Origin of the sequence: Paraburkholderia sp. NMBU_R16 (assembly GCF_013282575.1) — a bacterium.
GTDB lineage: Bacteria > Pseudomonadota > Gammaproteobacteria > Burkholderiales > Burkholderiaceae > Trinickia.
Genome location: NZ_JAAAYE010000011.1, coordinates 42,796 through 66,160, shown reverse-complemented (window position 1 = coordinate 66,160; position 23,365 = coordinate 42,796). Strand labels below are relative to the sequence as shown.

Sequence of the window (23,365 nt, the reverse complement as noted above, 5' to 3'; positions counted from 1 at the left end):
TGCGACGCCGAACGATAGTCGCGATCCGCCAGCCGCGCTCTCGAAGAGCCTGCCAACGTTATAGTCGGACAGGAAAACCATTCCCCGTGGCTTGCTTTTTGCGCCGGCCGAAGGAGGAAGGTCGAGCGAAGGCGCTCGTACAACGATCAGGGAGAAACCACTCCAATGGCAGCCGCTCCGCCCTATCAATCGACATTGGCCGGGCATCCCGTGTCACGCAACAACCGCTACGCGAGTCTGTGGATCTGGATCTTCATCTGCCCGCTCGCGATGGACTACAAGGCCGTCAGCGATACCTCGAGCCATCTCGCGCAAATCCTGCTGGCGGTGCCGGCGTTGGCCGGGGGAGCGATGCTGATGTTGATCGCTCCGCGCCTCACGGACCGCTCGAGCCTGCGCTCGTTCGTCTGGCTCGCGATTGCGCTCGCCGTGCCCGGCAGTCTTGTCACGCAATTGATCGTGGACAACCCGATCGGGCAATACCTGCGTGTGCTGTTGCCCTTCGTGCTGTTCCAGATGGGCTTCATCGTCGCCTGCCGCCCGTGGCAGGAAAGCCGTGTCGAGCAATTCGAAAAGGCCATGTTTTGGGCCAATGTCATTGCGCTGGCCTTCACGTTCGTCTATGGCATGGCAACGGGCGGGCCGCTCGAAGACGTGCGCTACCGCATCGTATCTGCGACGTTTCTTGGATTGCAAGGCGTGCTGCTGCACGAGTTCGTGATCGCCAAGCGGTTCACGGCGCTCACGCTCGTCCTGTTCATGGGGACGATCCTCATCGAACTGCTCAGTGTCACGCGCTCGTTGCTCGTCGGCACGGCGCTCCTCTTTGCGCTTGCGGTCTGGATGAGCGCGCCTTCGCCGCGTTATCTCGTGCGGGCGCTCCTGCGCGCGACGGTCGCCACGATCCTGCTCGGCGGGATGGCATTCGGGGCAGCCACGCTTTTTCCCGAAGTGGCCGGCCACTGGACGCAGCGGCTTTTCTTCGCCGAAAAGGCCACGACGACGGGAAAGGATCCGACGACCGTCACACGTCTGGCCGAAATGAAATATCAGTACGACGAAGTCACGTCCTCGCCGGTATCGACGCTCTTCGGTATGGGCTACGGACACGAGTACCGCTATTCGCCGAGCTATTTGCCCGATTTGCAAGGGCAGATGACCAAAAAGGACTTCTACGCGATTCATGACTGGTCGGCTGGACACAATTTCTGGGTCTATCAGTTCTTCGCGGGCGGGTTGTTCTTCGGCGTCGCCATGCCCGTAGCCATCCTTTTCGCGCTCTATCGTTGCACGATCACCTACCGGCGATGGCGCATGCATATGCCGCATGTTCCCTATCTACCCGTGCTCGGCCGCGCGATTCTGCTCACGGCGGCCTTGCCCGCCACCTCGATCGGCGGCAATCCGCTCGGTCCGCGTTTCTCCGGCCTCGTATTCGGTGTATCGCTCGGATTGATGATCGCGATGCACGTGCAGTTACGGCGACTGGGAGCGCAGATGAGGCCGGCACCGGTGCGACATCAACCGGCGGTCGGTCGGCCCGTGCCGCAGACCGCGCTCGGCGCGCAACGGCGACAGAGCGACGGCGTCGACGACCGGCACGAGCCGTCGCTCGCGCCGCCAATGCCTGCGACGCCGGCGCTCACGCAGCGCCGCGACGACGACCGTATCGAGCCGCAATAGACGCTATGAGAATCCTCCAGTTGACAGCCACGCTCGATCCGGAAGCAGGCGGTCCGGCCGAAGGCGTGCGGCAAAGCGTGCAGGCGCTTGCCGCGCTCGGGCATCGTGTCGAGATCGCCTCGCTCGATGCGCCCGATGCGCCGTTCCTCGCTCAGCCGGGTGCGACCGTCACCGGACTCGGCCCGCCGCAAGGAAAATACGGACGCACGCCCCATGCGGTGCCATGGCTGCGCGAGCACGGGCCGCGCTTCGACTCCGTCGTCGTCAACGGCCTCTGGCAGTATCACGGCTTTGCCGCGTGGCGCGCGCTGCGAGGCCTCGGCGTGCCGTACTACGTGTTCGCGCACGGCATGCTCGACCCCTGGTTCAAGCGTGCGTATCCGCTCAAACATTTGAAGAAGTGGCTTTATTGGCCCTGGGCTGAATATCGCGTGCTGCGCGATGCGCGCGCGGTCCTGTTCACGACCGAAGAGGAACGCGTACTCGCACGCCAATCGTTCTGGCTGTATCGCGCGCGCGAGCAGGTGGTTTCATATGGCACGGCGGCACCGCCCGCTCACGCGGCCCCGTTGCGCGCAGCGTTCTTCGCGGCGCGGCCCGAGCTCGAGGGCAAGCGGCTCATTCTCTTTCTCGGCCGCATCCACCCGAAAAAGGGCTGCGACCTGCTGCTGCGCGCGTTCGCCAATCTCGCGCAGCTCGCGGGCGATGCGCATCTCGTGCTGGCAGGCCCGGGCAGCGACGACACACTCGCCGCGCTGCGCGACGAAGCACGACGCGCCGGCATCGAAGCACGCGTCACCTGGGCCGGCATGCTCACGGGCGACCTCAAATGGGGCGCCTTTTATGCCGCCGATGCGTTCGTGTTGCCATCGCATCAGGAAAACTTCGGCATCGCCGTCGTGGAGGCGCTCGCGTGCGGCGTGCCCGTCTTGATTTCGGACAAGGTCAACATCTGGCGCGAAGTGGCCGGCGATGGTGCGGGGTTCGTCGCCCCCGATACCGTGGCGGGTACGGAGCGCAACTTGAGGCGCTGGTTCGCACTCGACGAGCAAGCGCGCACGCGCATGCGCACGCAGGCTGCCGCGACGTTCCGCGAGCGCTTCACTGTCGAAGCGCACGCCAGGCGGCTGATCGACGTGCTCGAGGCCGATGCGGCGCGTCCGACTTATCCGCTCGAGCGTTCGGCGCGATTATCGTCGTCATAGACGATGTCCGCCCGTAACCGCCGAATGCCCGCGCGATCGCGCGGGCAGCCCGCACATCGCGCGACATCACAGCGGCCGCTCTTCACTCCTTTGCAATGCGCGAGAGCGTCGCGGCCGCGAACGGCAGGGAATCGACCTTCGCGTTGTTGCCGCCGGCGTTCGCGTAAGCATCGTTGCTCGCCGGGAATGCATCGACCCTGCCGAGCGAAGAGGCCAGTCGCTCGGCCAGCCGCAGCGCCAGGGCCGTGATCGTGATGGTGGGAAAATTGGCGCCCACGCTCGGGAACAAGGACGAGCCGGCAATGTGCAGATTGTCGACGCCGTGAACTTTGCAGTCCCGGTCGACCACGCCTTCGCGCGGAGAATCGTGCATGCGTGTGGTGCCCATGTGATGCCAGGTCCCTTCGAGCGACGACGGCCACGCACGGCCCTCGAGCGGCTCGTCGAGCCGCACTTGCGCGACGCCCGTCGCACGCAGTTCCTCGGCCAGCAAGGCGAAGGTCCGGTCGAACGTGCGCTGCACGAGCGAATCGAGCCGCCATGCAACCTTGACGCGTGGCATGCCGAGCCGGTCGCGCGATTCGCTCAACGTCACGCGCGAATCGCGATTCGGCGCCGCCTCGACGATCGCCTGCAGTTTGACATCGGTGATCAGCGCACGCGGCTGAAAAAGCCGCGTCAAGCCAAAGCCGATCGTATCGATGGGATGGGCGGCCATCGTGGCCACATCGTCGCGCAAGCGCCACCCCGGTTGATCTTTCTTCAACAGCGCCTGCTTGCAGCGGATCAGCGCCTCGGCGCCGGCGCTGCCCTCGCCGTAGAACAGGGAGAAGAACCAGACGCGCGAGTTCAACAGTTGCTCGCGCTGCAGCACGTCGGGCGTCAACGCGAACTGCGACGAGATCGGTGTGCCCAACGCGGCCACGGCGGCGTTCTGGTAATGGAACTTGATGTCGTAGAGCTTGTTGCGCGCCCACGCGTCGGAGAACCGGACGCTCGCGGACATGATGCGCGGATGGTCCATGAAGAACCGGCCGACGACATCGTTGCCGTTGCCGAGCCCCGCCGGCTGCACGCGATTGGAAGCGAGCAGAATGCGTGCGTTCTCGATACCGCCCGCGGCAAGCACGTACTGTTTCGCACGCACGGCGATGCGGCGGCCCGATAGCGTGGCGACTGCAATGCCCGTCACGTGCGAGGCGGTGCGGTCGGTCTCGATATCGACCGCATTGGCATGCAGAAAAACCCGTACGCATGCCGAACGCTCGAGCGCGCTGCGATAGAGCTTGCCGAAGCGCGCGGGCGGGCTGAACTGCGCGACCGTATCGCGCACCTTGCCCGTCACGAGCGGAATGCGGCGCACGTCCGGCCGCCCGATCGCGCGCTCCCAGAAGTCCGGATCGAAGTTGTTCGGGCCGAGCTTGAGCCACGCATGCGTGCGCGCATAGTAGGGCGCCAGCTCGTCGAGCCCGAAAGGCCAGCCGCTATGCGGCACCCACTCGCGCTTGTCGAAGTCCCATGGATCGAGCGGGCGGCACCAGCCGCCCCAACAATTGCTGCTCCCGCCGAGAAAACGGCTGCGGCTGCCATCGGCGAAAGAGTATGGCAGGCCGGCATTCTCTCCCCGATACAAATCCCGCGTTTCGTCGTCGGCCTTATATCCGCCGCTTTCGAGCAGGCATGTATCGATGCCGAGCCGATTCATTTCAAGTGCGAGCGTAATCCCCGCCACGCCCGCGCCGACAATACATACCGTAGCTTCGACGATGTATCCCTCATCGACAGTCCGCGTATCGACAAACATTCTTTTTCCCCAGTTTTATTGGAATAATGAGCCGGCGCATTTTCGTCGTCGGCCAATTTCGCGCCGCCTCCAGCCAACGAAATTGCAGTTCAATCACTAATAAGCGGCAAAGCGAAGCTAAAAATCAAAAAAGCATTGCGCATACGATCCGATGAATTACGCAATACCGTCACCTTTGCTCCTTTAATCTGCATTATCAGAAACGCTTGCGCAGCAGTCGGCACGGATTGCCGCCGAAAACGCCCTCCGCATCCAGCGAACGATGCACGACCGACAGCGGCGTGACCACGGCGGACCGCCCGATGGTGACGCCCATTTGCACGACGCATTTAGAGGTGATCCAGACGCCGTCTTCAATGACGATCGGTGCCACGTGCAAATCCATCGTCGTCGACATGTCATGCGAGCCCGCGCTCAGAAACGTGCCTTGCGAGATGCAAACGTGCGAGCCGATTCGAATGGGCGCTTGGTTATAGATCCAGACATCGACGCCGAACCAGCAGTGATCGCCGACTTCGAGATTCCACGGCGCCTTCACGCGCAGCGGATGCACGAAACGACAGCCGGTGCCGATCTTCGCGCCAAACAGCCGCAACAGCGCAACGCGGACAGCGGAAATCGGCAGGAGCTTGTTGTTGATCACGCACGCTTCGATGAGGAACCAGATCGCTTCGATCAGCCTGCTGCGGCGTGCAACGTAATTGCCCTTGCCGGCCCGCGACAAGTCGATGACGCGCCCCGCGGCGGCCGAGCCGCCAGGTGCGCTCGCAAAGCCCGCGCTGCCGGCCCGCATCGCTGACAGGTCGTCGTTGTCCAGGCGCGCTTGCGCGGCCTCGTCGTGGTCGATATGGCGCTCCATCGCCGATGCCCTCGAATGTTCTTGCTCTCGTGGGGTGATTATCGAGCGCGCCACATGCCACGATTTGTCGGCAGCCGCACGGATGGCGGGCCGGCACGGTGTTTTGGCGGCGCGGCAGGGTCTGCCCGCGCGAGCATGGGAAGTGTCAGAAGTTGCACAAGGGGGTTTTCTTGTGACACTGTTTTCGCAGCATCGATCTCGAGCCGAACCTGGACAAGGCGGGAAAGCGCACCGTGAGGGACTGGCGGGCGTGCCGGAAAGCAAACTCGCGCAGGCCATACATGCCGCGTTGGTATCTGCCGCAGCATGCGTTGCGCTCTGCGCCGCTGCGCCCCTCGCCGCGCAGCCACCCAACGCGGCGCCCGCTGCTGCGCCCGGCGCCGGCAATGCCCGCAACAACAACCCGGCTGCCGCGCCGGGTCCGGAAGCCGCGCCCCCCACGGCCGCGGACCGGACGGCAGCCGCACGGACCACTGCCAATCAGTTGCGCGGCGTCGGTAACGAGGAAGCGCTCATGGGCGGGCCCTCCGCTTATCGCGATCCGTATCAGGCAGCTGGCGTCGCGGACGAAACGCGCCAAACGGAATTGATGAAGGCCGAGCGCGTGCCGACAGGCGGCGGCCCTGGCTTCGGCTACGATCCGCTGCCGCCGGGCGGTCGTCGCCGGCCGCCTCCGGTGGATGCCGCGAACGGGGGCGCAGCCGGGGCCGACAACGGGCCCGCACGCACGCCGCAAGCCGCCGCGCAAGCCGCCTATCGCGACGCGTTCAAGGGCCCGGCCAACGGCAATGCAAACGGACAGGCCGTCTATCGGATGCCGTGGTAGCGCGCGAGGACGCGACTACTGCGCGGCTACATGGACGGCGACTTCGACCGTATGCTCCCCGCCGCCGAGGATGATGCCGCGCAGCAGCGATACGTCGGTATAGTCGCGCCCATAGCCGAGCGTCACGTGATCGAGGTCGGCCAGCACATCGTTGGTGGGATCGAGATCGACCCAGCCGATCCCGGGACAAAACACCGATACCCACGCGTGGGAAGCGTCGGCGCCGATGAGCCGCGGTGTCCCCTCGGGTGGCACCGTGCGCAAGTAGCCGCTCACGTAGCGAGCCGCCAAGCCGATCGAACGCAGGCATCCAATCATCACTTGCGCGTAGTCCTGGCAGACCCCCTGCCGTAAATGAAACGCGCGCAGCGCGGGCGTATCGAATTCGGTGGCCTGCGGCGCGTAGACGAAATCGGCATGGATCCGATGCATGAGGTCGGTGGCCCCCACGACGAGCGGTGTGCCAGGCGCGAAGCTCGATTGGGCGTACGCCCGCAGCTCCGGTGCGAGCGCGATGTTCGGCGATGCGAAGAGGAATTCGCTCTCGGGCATATAGGGTTCGCCGGCGCGATACCGCAGGGCGGCGGCGACAGTGTCCCAGGCCGGTGTCGCCCACACATCGAGCGCCGCCCAGCGCTCGGCCAACTGGACTGTCGTTTCGCTCGTGACTTCGAGGTAGTCGTGCGGGGCCTCGAAGGAAAAGTAACGCACCTCGTTACCGAACGCATCGATGTGAGCGCTCTCGTAAGCGGGCGCGGGGTCGATCTTCAAACGATGCGAGACCACACGCTGCCAGGCGCAATCGAGCGGACGGAGTGTGGCGAGATGCTGCGCCGTCTCGACCGGCATCGTGTAGCGATAGGTCGTGACGTGCGAAACCGATAACTTCAGCTCGCCGCTCATGTCGATAGCCTCGCTGCCAGCGGGTTGTCCGCATGGGAGAAGTAGCGGCTGCTGATCTCGTTCGACGCCGCGGCCACGTGGGAGGCCAGTTCGTCGCATAGCGCGGCGAGCGTCGCATAGCGCCCCGCGGCGTCGGTACTGCAAAGGCGCTCGAGCGTCGGCAGCGACGATACGGGAGGCATGGCCTCGCCGAACGGACGCCGCACCGCGCCGCCCGCAGCCGCGGCGATCTCGTCGAGTTTCTTCGCGAGCCGCTCGTAGACTCCGTAGAGCCCGCGCGGATTCGTCGGGTCCACGACGACGAGATCGATCAATGCGGGCACCTCGAGCCGCCCCGGATAGAGCGAGCGATAGGTCAGCGTGCTGTCGAAAAGCTGCAGCAGCAGATCGAAGCCGGCAGGCGTGGCCAACACGCCGGCGTCGGCCACGACGCGCAACAGCGTCGTCATCCCGATCACGCGCTCGATGTGCCGGCCCGCGAAGAGCAGCCGCCATGCTTCGTCGCGGACCATGCGATCGCCCTGCGCCCCGCTGATGGCCGAAAGCTGCATCGCGAGCGTCTCCAGCGCGTTCATCAGCGCGACCCGATCGTACGAATCGTAGCGCTCGCCCTGCCCCGCGTCCTCGTCCTGCGTGTTCGATGGCGGCACGAGCGACAGCGCATGCAGCGCATCGCGAAAATCGTTGCGCGCGGCGAGAATCGTCCGCCAGTGGTCGTTCGAGAGCCGCGCGCGGATTTCGCCGCAAGCTCGTGCCTGGCTCGCGATGATGCGACCGATGCTGGCCGTGCCCGAGTGCTCGTGCAAACTGGCCACCAGCGCGCGTTCGAACGCATGGCGCGTGGTCTGGGCCGCCGGTTCGGCAGGTCCAATCAGCTCGAAGCGCGCGGCGAGCTCCACGAGCGTGCCCAGCATCTCCTCGGAATCGTGGCCGTCGAGCGAGCCGAGAATGAGGCGGGCGAGCCTCACGCTGTTTTCCGCGCGCTCGCTGTAGCGCCCGGCCCAAAACAGGTTTTCGGCGGCGCGGCTCGATACGGTGCGGCGGCGATACGCGAAATCGCCAGGCTTCATCGGAGTGGGCAACAGCGAAAACGTCGAGCCCGGTCGGCTCGACAGCACCCAGGTATCGACGCTGCTGCCACCGGACTGCATCGAGACGCTCGTTTGCCGGTCGCCCGCCATGCGCGTGAAAGCGCCCGGCAGCACCTGCCAGCCGCCCGACGCCCCTGCGATCGCATACACGCGCAGCGCGCAGGGCCGGTGCGATAACGTGCCGTCCTCATAGCGCGGCGCGCACGAATACGGCAGCGGCGCCTGTATCGTGAACGCATCGGGCGCCTGCTCGATGCGCGCGCGCCAGTCGGCCAGACGCTGCGGTCCGGCCGCGAGCCCGGGCGGCATGTCGGATGAGGCCGGATGCGGCAGTCCTGCCCAGGTCGGCGCGAGCCATGCATCGGAGAGCCGGCCGAATGCGTCTTCGAGCACGGCCGCTTCGCCGCACCACCAACTGGCGACGCTCGGCAAAGCGAGGGGCTCGCCGAACAACGCTTCGGCGATACGGGGCAAGAAACCGTGCAGCGCCGCGGACTCGACCACACCGGCCCCCGGCGCGTTGGATACGACGACGTTGCCGGCGCGCATGACCTCCAGCAGGCCCGGCACGCCGATGCTCGAGTCGGCGCGCAGTTCGACCGGATCGCAAAAACTGTCGTCGAGGCGGCGCAGCAGGCCGTGCACGCGCTCGAGGCCCGCCAACGTCTTCAGATAGAGTTTGTCGCCGCGCACCGTGAGATCGCTGCCTTCGACGAGCGTGAGGCCGAGATAGCGCGACAGGAACGCATGCTCGAAATAGGTCTCGCTGAACGGCCCCGGGCTCAACAGCGCGATATGCGGCGAGCCGGCGCGGGCCTGCCGCTCGTCGTCGGTCATCGTCGCGCGCGCCGCCTGCGCGAGCGTCGCGATCAACTGCGAGTACGACGGGGCGAGCCGTTGCACGCCGAGCGCGCGAAACGGCTGAGCGAACAGGCTCGACACGATGAGCCGGTTCTCCAGTGCGTAGCCGAGCCCCGACGGCGCCTGCGTGCGGTGGCCCATGACGGTCCATTCGCCACCGGGCCCGCGGGCCAGATCGACGGCCACGATCTGCAGATATCGGCCGCCCGGCGGCACGCATCCCTTCATCGGCCGCAGATAGCCCGGATGCCCGAATACGAGCGCCGGCGGCAACAAGCCGCGCGCCAGCACTGTCTGCGCTCCATAGATATCGGCGATGAGCGCCTCCAGCAGCCGCGCGCGCTGCGCGACGCCGCGCTCGATCGTCGCCCATTCGTTCTCGTCGACGATGAACGGGAGCAGATCGAGCGCCCAGGGCCGCGGCTCGCCGTTGTCGGCATAGACGTTATAGGTGATGTCGTTGTCACGGATCTGCCGCGCGATAGCGGCGGCCGCATGCTCGAGGCCCGCGACGCCGTCCACGCCCAGCAGGCCGAAAAAACGCCGCCACGGCGTGCGCAACGCGCCCGTGGCATCGCGCAGCTCGTCCCAATGGCCGGCGCGCGCCGGAACGTCGAGCAATCGCGCGAGCGCATCGGCGACATCGGCCGCGGCATCGAACGGCAGGGTCGATTGAAAAGGCAAAAGGCTCTCTGGCTTCGGTCAGTCGTCGCCGCCGACACGCCGCAGATCGAGTGTAAAAGGCATCTCGAGGCTGCGCTCGCGCGCCTTTACGGACATCGGCCCGGGCGTGTGACCGATCGTAAAGAAGCGCGCACGCCGCCGGCTCTCGGCTTCGTAGGCATTGACGGGAAACGTCTGATAATTGCGTCCACCCGGATGTGCGACATGATACTGGCATCCGCCGAGCGAGCGCTCGGCCCAGTTGTCGACGAGATCGAACGTGAGCGGCGCATGCACGCCGATGGTCGGGTGGAGCGACGATGTCGCCTGCCATGCGCGAAAGCGCACCCCCGCCACGTACTCGCTCGCACGGCCCGTGGGCTGCAGCGGCAGCGGCACGCCGTTGACCGTTACGGTATGGCGGTTTTCGTTGAGGCCGAGCGCGCGCACCTCGATGCGCTCGAGCGAAGAATCGACGAAGCGCACGGTGCCGCCCGGCCCTCCCTCCTCGCCCATGACGTGCCAGGGCTCGAGCGCATGGCGCAGCGTCAGCGCGACGCCGCTCGCATCGAACTCGCCGACGAGCGGAAAGCGGAACTCGAAATGCGGCGCGAACCAGGCACGATCGAACGCGTAGCCGGCCGCGCGAAGATCGGCGAGCACATCGTCGAAATCCATCTGCACGAAGGTGCTCAACATGAACCGATCGTGCAATTCCGTGCCCCAACGCGTGAGACGCGTCGTGTTCGGCGTGCGCCAAAAACGCGCGACGAGCGCACGCAGCAGGAGCTGCTGCGCGAGGCTCATGCGCGCATGCGGCGGCATCTCGAAGCCGCGCAGCTCGAGCAAGCCCAGCCGGCCCGTGGGACCGTCCGGCGAATAGAGCTTGTCGATGCAGAATTCGGCGCGGTGCGTGTTGCCCGTGACGTCGATGAGGATGTTGCGCAAGGCGCGATCGATGAGCCAGGGCGGCACCGACTCTTCGCCCTCGCCGAGCGCCGCGAGTCCGTCGAGCTGACGCTGCAGCTCGCGAAACGCGATCTCGAGCTCGTAGAGCTGATCGTTGCGGGCCTCGTCGACGCGCGGCGCCTGGCTCGTCGGACCGATGAAGAGCCCGGAGAACAGGTACGACAGCGAAGGATGGTTGTGCCAATAGCCGATGAGGCTTGCGAGCAGATCGGGGCGGCGCAGAAATGGGCTGTCGGCCGGCGTCGCGGCGCCCAGCACCATGTGATTGCCGCCGCCCGTACCCGTATGGCGTCCGTCGAGCATGAACTTTTCGGGGCCCAGATACGATTCGTGCGCGGCGCGGTAAAGGAATGCGGTGTTGTCGACGAGCTCGCTCCACGTCGCGGCCGGGTGGATGTTGACTTCGATGACGCCGGGATCGGGCGTCACCTGCAGCAGCTTCAGGCGCGCATCGCGCGGCGGCGGATATCCTTCGATCACGATCTTGACCTGCAGGTCCGCAGCCGTCGCCTCGACGGCCGCCAGCAGATCGAGATAGTCGTCGAGCGCGGCCAGCGGCGGCATGAAGACATAAAGCGCGCCGCCTTTGCGGCCCGCCGCGGCGGCGTCGGCTTCGGCCTGCGGCCCGGCCGCGCGCGTCGGATCGCGCGCTTCGACGCAAAGCGCCGTGCGATGCAGCCATGCCGCCGACTCGCCGTGCTCCGGCATCCGCTCATCGGCCGCGGCAGCACCGCTGCCTTCCGCTCGCGATGCGCCGGCGTCACCAGCGGCCCGGATGGGCTTCGCAACGTCGTCTGCCGCGTTTTGCGGCGACGCATACTGCGCACGCAATTGCGTGGCGCTGCGCAACGCGGCCGGCGGCCCGAACGGATCGTGCTCGTGCAGCCGGGGATGGTCCGCCGCACCGACCCAGGGCAGTGAATCGAGCGGCAACCGATAGCCCATCGGCGAGTCGCCCGGGATCAGGTACATACGCTCGTCGCGAAAGAACCAAGGTCCCGTGATCCAGCGCGGGCCTGCGAGTGTTGCCGCCGTGTCCCGTTCACGCGCAAGCGGCAGTGCGTAACCGGTCACGGCTGCCAGGCCCGCATCGAAGATCCGCCGCAGCCGCAGGCGTTCGAGCTCGTCGTCGAGACGTGAATCGAACGGATCGACGTTCACCGGCAAGCGTCGCTCGCGCCATAGGTAATACCAGACATCCTCGTAGCCGGGCTGGATATGCGTGTCGTCGAGCGCGAGCTTGTCCGCCAGACGGCGGATGAACCGGCCTGCGTCGTCGGCCGTGTAGTGCATCGTCTCGCGTTCGTCGGCGAAGCGCGTCGGATCCTGCCAGCACGGCTCGCCATCCGCGCGCCAGAAGAGCGACAGCGCCCAGCGCGGTAGTTGCTCACCCGGATACCACTTGCCCTGCCCCACGTGCAAAAAGCCGTTCGCGCCGTATCGGTCTCGCAGCTTGTCCATCAGCGAGACCGCATAGCCACGCTTGGTCGGCCCGAGCGCATCGGTGTTCCACTCGGCGGCATCGCGCTCGCGCACCGAGACGAACGTCGGCTCGCCGCCCATCGTGAGGCGCACGTCCATCGACGCAAGATCGGCGTCCACGTGCGCGCCGACGCGCTCGATGTCCTGCCAGAGCGCTTCGTCGTAAGGCTTCGTCACGCGCGGCGTCTCGAGCACGCGCGTGATCGACATGCTGTGCGAAAACTCGACCTCGCATTCGTCGAGTGCGCCCGCTACCGGCGCCGCGCTGCCGGGCTGCGGCGTGCACGCGACCGGAATATGCCCTTCGCCGGCGAGCAGCCCCGATGTGGGATCGAAGCCGATCCAACCGGCGCCCGGCAGATAGACCTCGCACCACGCGTGCAGGTCGGTGAAGTCGACCTCCGTTCCGCTCGGACCATCGAGCGCTTTCTCATCGGGGGCGAGCTGCAGCAAATAGCCCGAGACGAAGCGCGCGGCAAAGCCGAGATGGCGCAGCGTTTCGACGAGCAGCCAACCGGTGTCGCGGCACGAGCCCGAGCCTTTTTCGAGTGTTTCTTCCGGCGTTTGCACGCCGGGCTCCATGCGGATCAAATAGCCGATTTCGTCCGCGAGACGCTGGTTGATCGCAACGAGAAAATCGACCGTGCCGCACGGCGTGCGGTCGATGCTTTCGACGAAAGCGGCGAACCGCGGCGTCGGCTCGGCCGCGCGCACGAGATACGGCGCCAGTTCGGCGGCAAGCGCGCTCGCGTAAGTGAACGGAAATTTCTCCGCCTCCGGTTCGAGGAAGAAATCGAACGGGTTGTAGACGGACATTTCGGCCACGAGATCGACCGTGACCTGGAATTCGCGCGTGGGCTCGGGAAAGACGAGGCGCGCCTGGTAGTTCGCAAAGGCATCCTGCTGCCAATTGACGAAATGGTCCGCCGGCTCGACGCGCATCGAATACCCGAGGATGGGCGTGCGGCAATGCGGCGCCGGTCGCAGCCGGACGACTTGAGGTCCGAGCGTGACCAGGCGGTCGTAGCGGTACTGCGTGACATGATTTAACGCGACGCGAATCGACACGTGAGTACCTCGAAGCGGTAAGCGGGAAACGTTTCGGCCGCGGCGCTCATGCCGCGTGCGGCTGAGACTGGGACTGCGATTGCGACTGCGATGATTGCGACTGGGACTGAGATGCTGTTTGAACGACGGCAGCCTCGGGTTCCGGCGCGAGCGGCACGAGAAAATCGCGGCTGACACGGCTGCCGAGTTCGTTGATCCGCACGAGGAAATCGGTCAGCCAGGCATGCAGGCCCCCGCTCAGGATGTCGCCGATCGACGCGGCGCGCACATCGGCATGAAGCTGCACGGCCATCGCCTCGGCGTGCGCGGAGCGCGCGTTACGCACACGCGCGATGATCTGGCGAACTTCGTCGAGGCTTGCCGCCAGCGAGCGCGGCCAGTCCGCGAAGAGGATCAACAAGTCGGCGACGCGCTCCGGCGTGATCACATCGCGGTAGACCTTGCGATAGACCTCGAAGCCCGACACCGAGCGCAGCACTGCCGCCCAGTGATAGTAATCGAGCGACTGCGCGAGCGGCTGGGTCAGCATGCCGCCGCGTTGCTCGAGCATCTCGTACTTGACGTCGAGAATGCGCGCGGTGTTGTCGGCCCGCTCGATGAACGTGCCCAGGCGCATGAAGTAAAACGCCTCGTCCTTGACCATGGTGCCGAGTTGCACGCCGCGCGATAGATGCGAGCGGTATTTGACCCACTCGAAGAACTGGCCCGGATCGCGATCGAGAACGCCGTCGGCTAGCATGCGCTGCGACTCGAGCCACGTCGTGTTGAGCGTTTCCCAAAGATCGGTCGTGATCGCGCCGCGCACGGCGCGTGCGTTTTCCCGCGCGGCACGCAAGCAGTTGACGATCGACGAGAGGTTGTCGCGATCGCTCGACATGAAGGCGATCACATCGCGGCTCGTCATGCTCGGATGCGTGGCCGTGTAGATGTCCGCGAGCTCGGAAATGGACAGCATGGCGCGCCAGCCCAGCGCCGCGTACTCGTCCGATTGCGGCAACAGCGCCATTTGATAGTTCGCATCGAGCATGCGAGCCGTGTTCTCGGCCCGCTCGGTATAGCGAGCCATCCAGAAGAGATGGTCGGCGGTGCGGCTTAACATACAGTCTCGATGCCTTCGTGGCGATGCGTTCGGTGGCAAGAGCGAAAATGCGGCGGTACCGCGCGACCTACTGTTCGAGCACCCAGGTGTCCTTGGTGCCGCCCCCTTGCGAAGAATTGACGACGAGCGAGCCCTCGCGCAACGCAACGCGCGTGAGGCCTCCGGGCACCATCCGCACTTCGCTGCCCGAGAGCACGAACGGCCGCAAATCGATGTGGCGCGGGGCAATGCCTGCCTCGACATAGGTCGGGCAGGTCGAGAGCGCCAGTGTCGGCTGCGCGATGTACTTGTCGGGCTGCGCAATCAACGCGGCGCGAAACGCTTCGATCTCGGCCGCGCTCGACGCGGGACCGACGAGCATCCCGTAGCCGCCCGCGCCGTGCGTTTCCTTGACGACGAGTTCCGACAGATGATCGAGCACGTAGCGCAGGTCGTCCGGCTTGCGGCACATCCACGTCGGCACGTTGTTGAGGATCGGCTCCTCGCCGAGATAGAACCGCACCATGTCCGGCACGTACGGATAGATCGACTTGTCGTCGGCGACACCGGTGCCCACCGCATTGGCCAACGTCACGTTGCCAGCGCGGTAGGCCGCGAGCAAACCGGCCGCGCCGAGCGTCGAATCCGGTCGGAACACCTCCGGGTCGAGAAAGTCGTCGTCGACCCGCCGGTAGATCACGTCGACGCGCTGCGGCCCCTGCGTGGTCCGCATATAGACAAAGCCGCCCTCGACGAACAGATCCTGCCCCTCGACCAGCTCGACGCCCATTTGCTGTGCGAGAAACGCATGCTCGAAATACGCCGAGTTGTACATGCCCGGGGTGAGCACGACGATCGTCGGGTCGGCCGCGCCGTGCGGTGCCGCCGAGCGCAGTGTATCGAGCAGCAGGTCGGGATAATGCGCGACCGGCGCGACGCGATTGCGCGCAAAGAGATCGGGGAAGAGCCGCATCATCATTTTGCGGTTCTCGAGCATGTACGACACGCCGGAGGGGACCCGCAGGTTGTCCTCGAGTACGTAGAACTCGCCGGCACCCGCACGCACGATGTCGATGCCGGCGATGTGCGCGTAGATATCGCGCGCCACATCCACGCCTTGCATCTGCGGACGGTACTGCCCGTTGGCGAGGATCTGCTCCGCGGGAATGACGCCCGCGCGCATGATCGCCTGATCGTGATAGACGTCGTGAATGAAGCGGTTCAGCGCGCAAACGCGCTGGCGCAGGCCCCGCTCGAGGGCCGCCCACTCGTGTGCCGGAAAGATGCGCGGAATGACGTCGAACGGAATCGTACGCTCGGTGCCGACCCCGGTCTCGTCCTTTGCGCCATAGACGGCGAACGTAATGCCCACGCGGCGGAAGTTCAGATCCGCCTCGGCGCGTTTGTTCGCAATTTGCTGCTCGCTTTGCGCGCACATCCACCCGTGGAATTCACGGTAGTGCGCGCGTGTCTCGCCGCAGCCCGGAAACTCGGCTGGCGGCACGCCCGCGATAGCGGGCCCATCGCGCTCGAACATCTCGCTGAAGAAGGCTTGCGTCATGGCCGATATTCCCGTCCGTTATTCGGGGCCGTTGGCGCTCACAGCATGGCCCCGTCGAGCCCGACTATCGTCCTCATCGGGACGCAGTCGTTCGGTATCAAGCATTCTTCGATGGAGGCGGCCGCACGCGGCGGCCGCACTCGAAAGCCCGGTCGATCTCGCTTCGCCGGTGCTCAACGCCACGGTAGCCGGCTGCGGGGCCGAGCGCGATACGGGGAAAACCCGCAGCGCCGGCCGTTCGGCAGGCAACCGGACGTTGGAACGCATCAACGCAATTAGCGTGCCGATGCAAGCCAGGCTTGAGCTAGGGGGATCAGTGACGGGTTTTATCGGCGGACCCGGCAGGGCTGCCAATGCTCGCGCACTTCAATGGGGCATCAGTGAAGGTTGTGCCGCACCGGCACGGGGCACCCAAGCCCCGCGGGTCACCCGGCCCGCCGGGATTCGATCGCCGGCCTGGCTCGCCGGGCGCATTCGACGAGCCGCGCCTCCAAGCGCGCCAACACCGATGCCGTGGACAGCGTCTCGCAGGCGAAGCGCCGCGCCGCCGCGCCGAGCCTCGCGCGACGTGCCGGATCGTCGGCAAGATTCACGATCGCCTCCGCAAACGCGCGCGCATCGTCGGGTTCGACGACGATCCCGCGCGGGGCGACCGCGTCATGAAGTTCCGTCCCGCAACGCGCCATCGCCACAATGGCGCGCGCGCTGGCCATCATGCCCGTGAGCTTCGAAGGCATCACCAGATCGGCCGCATCGGCGCGCTGCGGCAGCGCATGGATATCGGCGAGATTGAGCAGCTCGTTCAGACGTTCGGCAGGCTGCAGGCCCAGCACGCGGCAGTTCGGGAGACCCGCGCACCGCTCGGCGATACGGGCCTTTGTCGGACCTTCGCCGCAAAAGACGAAGCAGATGTCGCTACGATGTGCGAGCAGGATAGCCGCATGGACGAGATGCTCGAGCCCCTGCTTCGTTCCCATGTTGCCCGCGTACAGCACCACTTTCGCGTCATCGCGGATCGCAAGCGTTCGCCGATACCCGCTCGGGCGATCGAGCGGACGGATCCCTTCGACATCGACCCAGTTCGGTGCGCAAAACGCTTTCGATGCGTCGACGCCGAGACGCGAAAGCCGCTCGACCATCTTCGCCGAGATCGACGAGACGACATCGAAGCGCGTGAGCAGCGACCGCTCGACGCCACGCGCGAGCCTGGCCGCGCGAGGGCTCTGAAGCATGCCCAGGCCAAACGCCGCATCCACTTCGAAGTCCTGCACATGCAGCCACGAGCGCGCACCCGTCATGCGCGCCACCGCCAGCGCGGCAGGAGCGCACAGCAGCGTCGGCGCGACAGCCATGACGACATCGGGCCGCCAGCGCAACTGACGCGCCATCGGCACGGCCGAACTCAGCGCGAACGAAGCCAAGTGCACGAGACGCGTCGCGCCACTGGGGCGCGCCGGCACCCATAACGGCGCCCGCCAGACGGTTACGCCCGCCCGCGTTTCGCGCCGGTAACGCCAGGCGTGCCACCCCTCGGCCACGCGCCACTCGGGGTAGTACGGGGGCGCGGTCACGACGCGCACATCATGGCCGCGCACGGCCAGTGCCTCGGCCATCTCCGCCGTGTACTTGCCAGTGCCGGTCAACTCGGGCGCATAGTTCAGACCATAGACGAGCAGCCTCATTGCCGCAATCGCTCCGCGCCGGCCGCCGGTTGATCGCCGCTCTTGTCGACGAGCATCGTCGCGCAGCCGCGCGCGATATTGGCCGCCGCGGAGCGCGGATCGAACCGCGCGATGCGTTCGAGGCACCGCTTAGCCGTCGCGCGCGTATCGGCGAACCGCTCCATCGCCATCAACAGCGTGTCGCGCAGCGCGGCGATGTTGCCCGCTTCGAACGCATAGCCTGTTTCGCCCCTTACGACGAGCTCGGGCACGCAGCCGCACTGGTCGCTGACTACCGCCGGACAGCCGTGGCTCAGCGCCTCGTTGACGACGAGGCCCCAAGGCTCGCTCGTGCTCGGCAGCACGAGGCACGTCGCGCCGAAGTACTCGTTCGACAGCGGCTCGTCTTGCAGACTGCCGACGAAATGCACGGTGCCGCGCACGCCGAGCGAATCGACGAGCGCCTTCAACGGATCGAGCATCGGTCCGGTGCCGACGATTCGCAGCGTCGCCGACGGTACGCTCATCCGTACCTGCGCGAATGCGCGTATCAGCGTATCGATGCTCTTTTCCTCTGACAGCCGGCCGACGTAGAGAAAAACCGGCTCGCCGTTCGCGCGCTTGTCGATACGCGCATCGAGTGCATGCTCGCTCGAATAGGAGCGCGGCAAGGCCGCGGCCTGACAAGGCACGAAGATGCGGTTCGCTTTCGCCCCGAGCGAGACGAGGTATTCGCGCGAGCGCTCGCCGAAACCGAAGTAACCGTCGCAAAGCGAGAAGAAGATTCGCTTCGGAATCGACGTGGCCAATCGGCGAGGCTTGTCGCGCCCGGTCGAATCGCAAAACACGGCGCGCCGCTTGCGCGTGACGATACAGGCAGCCAGCATCGCCCAATACTCGGGCCGGTGGTAGCCCGGCAGCACGATCAGGTCCGACTTCGCCTTCACGACCTCCCATGTCAACCGCCCGATCATCTTCCAGGCCGGCACATCTTCATAGCACCCGTCGAAGAGCTTTTGCATCGGGTACCGGTGAAACGAGTAGTCGACGTCCGAAAAGCCGACACGATCCGTTTCGGTATCGGCGATCTGGACCATCGAGTATCGGATGGCTCCGCTCGTCGACAAAGAGTGCAGCGCTGAGAACACAACGCCCTTGTGGCGCGACCACACTACGTTGTGAAAGATCGTCACGGTTGCTGTCATTTTTCGATTCATCCGTTCGAAGCCGTTTCAAGTTCGCAATGGTGCGAGCAAAAGTCCTCGTAAGTCCGCGCGATGCCTTCTTCGAGGCCGATGCGCGCCCGCCAGCCCATCTGCGCGAGGCGGGAGACGTCGAGCAGCTTTTGCGGCGTGCCGTCGGGCTTCGTCGCATCGAATACCAGCTCGCCGTCGTAGCCGACGATGCGCGCGACGCACTCGGCCAACTCGCGGATAGACAGGTCTTCGCCCACGCCCACGTTGTAGACCCCCTCCCCTACGTCGCCCTCGAGCAAGAAGCGCGTAGCCGCGGCAAGATCGTCGACGTGCAGAAATTCTCGCCTCGGCGTGCCCGTTCCCCAGACAGTCAGTTGGGGTGCATGCGCAAGCTTCGCCTCGTGTGCCTTGCGGATCAGCGCCGGCAGCACGTGCGAGCCGCGCGGATCGTAGTTGTCGTTGGGACCGTAGAGATTGGTCGGCATCAGCGAGACGTAATGCGTGCCGTATTCGCTGTTGTAGGCGTTGCACATCTTGAGACCGGCGATCTTGGCGATCGCATAGGCATCGTTGGTCGGCTCGAGCGCCGAGCTGAGCAGGTACTCCTCGCGAATCGGCTGCGGACAGAGCTTCGGGTAGATGCATGACGAGCCGAAAAAGACGAGCCGCGCCACCTGCGCGCGATACGCCGCATGAATCACGTTGGTCTCGATGGCGAGATTCTCGTAGAGAAAGCGCGCCGGCTGCGTGGCATTGGCGAGGATGCCGCCCACGCGCGCCGCCGCGAGCAGCACGACGTCCACACGTGCATCGTGAAAAAACGCGTTGACGGCGTGCTGATCCGTCAGGTCCAGGTCGGCGTGCGTGCGCGTGATGATGTTTCGATAACCGTGCGCATCGAGCTCGCGCACGAGTGCGGAGCCGACCATACCTCGATGGCCGGCCACATAGATGCGTGCTTCCTTGTCCATCGATCAGGTCTCCTCACTCGTGGTGTTCGAGCGCCGTGAAGCCCGCCAGCGTCACGAGCGCATCGCGCCGCGCGAGCTGGTAATCGGCGCGGACCATTTCCTTCACCAGCGCCTCGAACGACGTGCGCGGCTTCCAGCCGAGCTTTTCGTGAGCCTTGGACGGATCGCCGAGCAATGTCTCGACCTCGGTCGGACGGAAGTAGCGTGGATCGACGCGGACGATCACGTCGCCCGGCGTCACGCGTATTTCGCGGTTCGCCACCTGTTCGACGATACCCACCTCATCCACGCCGCTCCCTTCGAAGCGAATCGTCACGCCGAGCTCGGCCGCGGCACGCTCGACGAACTCGCGCACGCTGTATTGCTCTCCCGTCGCGATGACGAAATCCTCGGGCTCTTCCTGCTGCAGCATCATCCACTGCATTTCGACGTAATCGCGTGCATGACCCCAATCGCGCAGCGCCGAGAGGTTGCCCAGATACAGCTCCGTTTGCATGCCCACCGCGATGCGGGCAAGCGCGCGCGTGATCTTGCGCGTGACGAACGTCTCGCCGCGCACGGGCGATTCGTGATTGAACAGGATGCCGTTGCACGCATAGATGCCGTACGCCTCCCGGTAGTTCACCGTCGTCCAGTACGCGAAGAGCTTCGCTACCGCATACGGACTGCGCGGGTAAAACGGTGTCGTCTCGCGTTGCGGCACTTCTTGCACGAGACCGTATAGCTCGGAGGTGGACGCTTGATAAAAACGCGCCTTCTTTTCCATGCCGAGGATACGGATGGCCTCGAGGATACGAAGCGCACCGAGGCCATCGGCGTTCGCCGTGTACTCGGGCTCGTCGAACGACACGTGCACGTGGCTTTGCGCCGCCAGGTTGTAGATCTCGTCAGGCTCGATGGCTTGAATCACGCGCAGCAGACTCGCCGAATCGGTCAGGTCGCCATGATGCAGCGTGAGCCGCTCGCCGCTTTCATGCGGATCGCGATACAGATGGTCGATGCGGTCCGTATTGAACAGTGAAGTGCGGCGCTTCAGACCATGCACGACATAGCCTTTGTCCAGCAGCAGCTCCGCCAGATAGGAACCGTCCTGCCCGGTGATCCCGGTAATCAACGCGACCTTTTGGTTCATCGCCAATATCCTCTTTGTGGTGTGGCCGCGCCGCTTCGAATCCGGCGCGGTGAGTTTGCATCGCCGATCTCACTCGGCGATGCTTTCGTAACCGTAATAGCCCCCGTTGTACGAGCCTCCCAGCATCGGCACGGCCGGCGGCACATCTGTGAGCAAGACGCCTTGCAGATTCACGCCGCCGGTCTCGAGGCGTTTCGCCGTCTCGACGATCTCCGCGATCGGATGCCGTCCATAACGCACGACCAGCAACGACGTGCCGGCGTATTTGCCTATCACCGTCGAATCGGTGACCGCCAGCACCGGCGGCGTGTCGATGATCACCAGGTCGTAATGCCGCGAGAGCGCGTCGAGCAGATCGCGGAAACGCTCGCTCATGAGCAACTCGGACGGGTGGCTCGGCAGCGTGCCTTTCGTCAGCACGTCGAGACCCGGCAGCACTTCGCGCTGGATGACGGAGGCCGGCTCGGCCCCGCGCAGCACATCCGAGAGCCCCGGCTGATGGCGCACGCCGAAGTGCGAATGCACTTCGCCGCGCCGCATGTCGCCGTCGATCACGAGCACGCGCTTGCCGGCCGACGCAACGAGCGCAGCCAGGTTGACCGACAGGAACGACTTGCCGGCGTCGGGACGGGAACCCGTCAGCATGACGATGTTGTTGCGCGCTTGATCGAGCGAGAGTTGCAGCGTCGTGCGCAGGCTGCGCACGCCTTCGACGGCGATGTCCTGCGGCGATTGCGCGGCCAGCACGTGCAAGCCCTGCCGGCGCATCATCACGTTTTGCTGCAGACGCAATTGCAAGCCGCTTCGCGGCACGACCGCGAAAACCGGCACGCCGATCGCGTTCTCGATCTCGTCGGCACGCTCCACGCCGCCGTAAAGCGCCTTCTTCACGAACGCGGCCACGATGCCGAGGAAGAGTCCGCCGCCCAAGCCGATCAGAATCACGATGTAGCGTTTCGGCCAGACCGGCTGATCGGGCGTCTCGGCGAAATCGACGACCCGCACGTTACCGACCTGCCCCGCCTTCACGACCCGCAGTTGCTGAGCGCTGTTCAGCAGATTCGTATAGAGCTCCGTGTCGACCCGCACATCGCGCAACAGACGCAACGCCGTCTGCTCGGTATCGGGCAGTTGCGCGACGTTCTTGGACATCTGTCCCTGCGATCCTTGCAGTTGCGCGATCTGCGCATCGAGCGCGGCCACGGCCGGATGGTTGGCCGTGAAACGCTGCGACAGATCGGCGCGCTGGCGCTGCAAGTCCGCGAGCTTCGTCTTGTTGTCGACGATCTGCTGCAGCAGCAACCGGCTTTCTTCGCTCAGGTCGACCGTGCCATGCGTGTTCCGGAAATTGTTGTAGCGCTGCTCCGCCGCATCGAGTTCGTGGCGCAACTGCGGCAGTTGCTCATCGAGAAAGGCGAGCGTGTGCTCCGCTTCGGCGGAGCGGCGATCCGCGTCCTGCTTGATGAACTGGCGCGCGACACCGTTGACGATATCGGCCGTCAGTTGGGCGTGCTCGCCTTGCAGCGTCACGTTGATCACACCCGATTGCAGTCCCGTCTCGGCCACGCGCAACGCTTTTTGCAAGTGCTCGACGGTGTCGAGCGTCGATGCCCGCGTCAGATGAAACTGCGTACCCGGGCGAGCCACGAGTTGATCGACATGCAACAGCACGGTGCCGGCCGCGGTCGCGGCTTTCACGTCTTCGCCCAACCGGCCGCTGGCAAGGGCAATGCCATCGCCATCTTCGAGCGTGAAGGTGCCCGACGGTCCGGCGACGAGCGTAAACTGCTTGCCGTAAAGCGCTTTCGGCGTATCGAAGCGGGCCACGCCGATCTTCTCGTTGCCCCAGGCGAAGCCGCCGAGGTTCATGAAAGGATCGACCTTGAAACCCCACTTGCCCGTCGTCAGCGCAGCGAGGATCGAGCCGATGACCGGGACGGTCCGCGGTTCGACAGTCGTATCGAGATGCAGATCGCGCACCGTCGCCTCGGTGACGAGGCGCGACTTCAGCAGTTCGATTTCGGCTGCGGTCGTCGCCTTGCGCGTGAACATCCGCGAGAGCGGCTCGATCTGTTGCTGCTGATTGCCGCCGCCTCCGTTCTCGCCATTCTGGACATCCTCGACCTGGATGACTGCATCGGCCTTGTATACGGGCCGCGTCAGAAACGCGTAGCCCACTGAAACCAGCGTCACGGCCAGCGTGATCGTCGCGATCAGGCGCCAGTTGCCGACGATCGCCTGAAGATAGTCCGTCAGGCGCAATTCGTCGGCTGCCGTCACGTCGGTGTAGCGGTTTTCGAAATTCATAGCCATATCCGTTGCCCCGTTGCTAACCGTCCCGTCATGCCGCGC

The 23,365-nt window shown here is 65.4% G+C and carries 15 protein-coding genes; 3 read left to right on the top strand and 12 right to left on the bottom strand.

Going from position 1 to position 23,365, the window contains the following annotated elements:
- Positions 1-165 precede the first annotated feature (165 nt).
- Entirely contained in the window at positions 166-1,683 is a 1,518-nt protein-coding gene (locus GWC77_RS07775; protein ID WP_173256323.1) for a hypothetical protein, read from the top strand.
- A gap of 5 nt (positions 1,684-1,688) precedes the next feature.
- Positions 1,689-2,888 carry a glycosyltransferase gene (locus GWC77_RS07770; protein ID WP_173256322.1) on the top strand — a complete coding sequence of 400 codons (1,200 nt, stop codon included), beginning with the start codon at positions 1,689-1,691 and terminating at the stop codon, positions 2,886-2,888.
- Positions 2,889-2,970: 82 nt separating this feature from the next.
- Here GWC77_RS07770 and GWC77_RS07765 read toward each other — a convergent pair whose 3' ends face one another.
- On the bottom strand, positions 2,971-4,692 hold the full coding sequence (locus tag GWC77_RS07765; RefSeq protein ID WP_173256321.1) for an FAD-dependent oxidoreductase: 1,722 nt from the start codon (positions 4,690-4,692) through the stop codon (positions 2,971-2,973).
- Positions 4,693-4,888: 196 nt separating this feature from the next.
- Complete coding sequence (locus tag GWC77_RS07760) at positions 4,889-5,485, bottom strand: putative colanic acid biosynthesis acetyltransferase (RefSeq protein WP_254366871.1); 597 nt, start codon at positions 5,483-5,485, stop codon at positions 4,889-4,891.
- A 316-nt stretch (positions 5,486-5,801) separates the two neighbouring features.
- On the opposite strand from GWC77_RS07760, the gene GWC77_RS07755 reads away from it, so the two are divergent.
- Positions 5,802-6,377 carry a hypothetical protein gene (locus tag GWC77_RS07755; RefSeq protein ID WP_173256319.1) on the top strand — a complete coding sequence of 192 codons (576 nt, stop codon included), beginning with the start codon at positions 5,802-5,804 and terminating at the stop codon, positions 6,375-6,377.
- A gap of 15 nt (positions 6,378-6,392) precedes the next feature.
- Here the strand turns inward: GWC77_RS07755 and GWC77_RS07750 are convergent, their stop codons facing one another.
- From GWC77_RS07750 to GWC77_RS07705, 10 genes are all read right to left on the bottom strand, one after another.
- The gene (locus tag GWC77_RS07750; RefSeq protein WP_173256318.1) at positions 6,393-7,280 is read right to left on the bottom strand and encodes a transglutaminase family protein; all 888 of its coding nucleotides are present in this window, start codon (positions 7,278-7,280) and stop codon (positions 6,393-6,395) included.
- Positions 7,277-9,916 (bottom strand): circularly permuted type 2 ATP-grasp protein, encoded by a 2,640-nt coding sequence (locus GWC77_RS07745; RefSeq protein WP_173256317.1) that lies wholly within the window; start codon positions 9,914-9,916, stop codon positions 7,277-7,279. The genes GWC77_RS07750 and GWC77_RS07745 overlap by 4 nt, the downstream gene beginning before the upstream one ends.
- An 18-nt stretch (positions 9,917-9,934) precedes the next feature.
- Positions 9,935-13,414, bottom strand: coding sequence for a transglutaminase family protein (locus GWC77_RS07740; RefSeq protein ID WP_173256316.1), 3,480 nt, complete (start codon positions 13,412-13,414; stop codon positions 9,935-9,937).
- A gap of 46 nt (positions 13,415-13,460) precedes the next feature.
- On the bottom strand, positions 13,461-14,513 hold the full coding sequence (locus tag GWC77_RS07735; RefSeq protein ID WP_173256315.1) for an alpha-E domain-containing protein: 1,053 nt from the start codon (positions 14,511-14,513) through the stop codon (positions 13,461-13,463).
- A 67-nt stretch (positions 14,514-14,580) separates the two neighbouring features.
- Positions 14,581-16,053 carry a circularly permuted type 2 ATP-grasp protein gene (locus tag GWC77_RS07730; protein ID WP_173256314.1) on the bottom strand — a complete coding sequence of 491 codons (1,473 nt, stop codon included), beginning with the start codon at positions 16,051-16,053 and terminating at the stop codon, positions 14,581-14,583.
- A gap of 425 nt (positions 16,054-16,478) precedes the next feature.
- A complete protein-coding gene (locus GWC77_RS07725; RefSeq protein WP_173256313.1) occupies positions 16,479-17,735 on the bottom strand; it encodes a glycosyltransferase WbuB in 1,257 nt (418 codons plus the stop codon).
- A complete protein-coding gene (locus tag GWC77_RS07720) occupies positions 17,732-18,919 on the bottom strand; it encodes a glycosyltransferase family 4 protein (protein ID WP_173256312.1) in 1,188 nt (395 codons plus the stop codon). The genes GWC77_RS07725 and GWC77_RS07720 overlap by 4 nt, the downstream gene beginning before the upstream one ends.
- A gap of 8 nt (positions 18,920-18,927) precedes the next feature.
- Positions 18,928-19,881 (bottom strand): GDP-L-fucose synthase, encoded by a 954-nt coding sequence (locus GWC77_RS07715; RefSeq protein ID WP_173256311.1) that lies wholly within the window; start codon positions 19,879-19,881, stop codon positions 18,928-18,930.
- Positions 19,882-19,894: 13 nt separating this feature from the next.
- Positions 19,895-21,013, bottom strand: coding sequence for a GDP-mannose 4,6-dehydratase (gene gmd, locus GWC77_RS07710; RefSeq protein ID WP_173256310.1), 1,119 nt, complete (start codon positions 21,011-21,013; stop codon positions 19,895-19,897).
- Positions 21,014-21,082: 69 nt separating this feature from the next.
- Positions 21,083-23,326, bottom strand: coding sequence for a polysaccharide biosynthesis tyrosine autokinase (locus GWC77_RS07705; protein WP_173256309.1), 2,244 nt, complete (start codon positions 23,324-23,326; stop codon positions 21,083-21,085).
- Positions 23,327-23,365 lie beyond the last annotated feature (39 nt).

Coding starts and splice junctions, on each gene's coding strand:
- GWC77_RS07775 (WP_173256323.1), top strand. CDS start 166: ATGGCAGCCGCTCCGCCCTATCAATCGACATTGGCCGGGCATCCCGTG.
- GWC77_RS07770 (WP_173256322.1), top strand. CDS start 1,689: ATGAGAATCCTCCAGTTGACAGCCACGCTCGATCCGGAAGCAGGCGGT.
- GWC77_RS07765 (WP_173256321.1), bottom strand. CDS start 4,692: ATGTTTGTCGATACGCGGACTGTCGATGAGGGATACATCGTCGAAGCT.
- GWC77_RS07760 (WP_254366871.1), bottom strand. CDS start 5,485: ATGCGGGCCGGCAGCGCGGGCTTTGCGAGCGCACCTGGCGGCTCGGCC.
- GWC77_RS07750 (WP_173256318.1), bottom strand. CDS start 7,280: ATGAGCGGCGAGCTGAAGTTATCGGTTTCGCACGTCACGACCTATCGC.
- GWC77_RS07735 (WP_173256315.1), bottom strand. CDS start 14,513: ATGTTAAGCCGCACCGCCGACCATCTCTTCTGGATGGCTCGCTATACC.
- GWC77_RS07730 (WP_173256314.1), bottom strand. CDS start 16,053: ATGACGCAAGCCTTCTTCAGCGAGATGTTCGAGCGCGATGGGCCCGCT.
- GWC77_RS07725 (WP_173256313.1), bottom strand. CDS start 17,735: ATGAGGCTGCTCGTCTATGGTCTGAACTATGCGCCCGAGTTGACCGGC.
- GWC77_RS07720 (WP_173256312.1), bottom strand. CDS start 18,919: ATGACAGCAACCGTGACGATCTTTCACAACGTAGTGTGGTCGCGCCAC.
- GWC77_RS07715 (WP_173256311.1), bottom strand. CDS start 19,881: ATGGACAAGGAAGCACGCATCTATGTGGCCGGCCATCGAGGTATGGTC.
- gmd (WP_173256310.1), bottom strand. CDS start 21,013: ATGAACCAAAAGGTCGCGTTGATTACCGGGATCACCGGGCAGGACGGT.
- GWC77_RS07705 (WP_173256309.1), bottom strand. CDS start 23,326: ATGGCTATGAATTTCGAAAACCGCTACACCGACGTGACGGCAGCCGAC.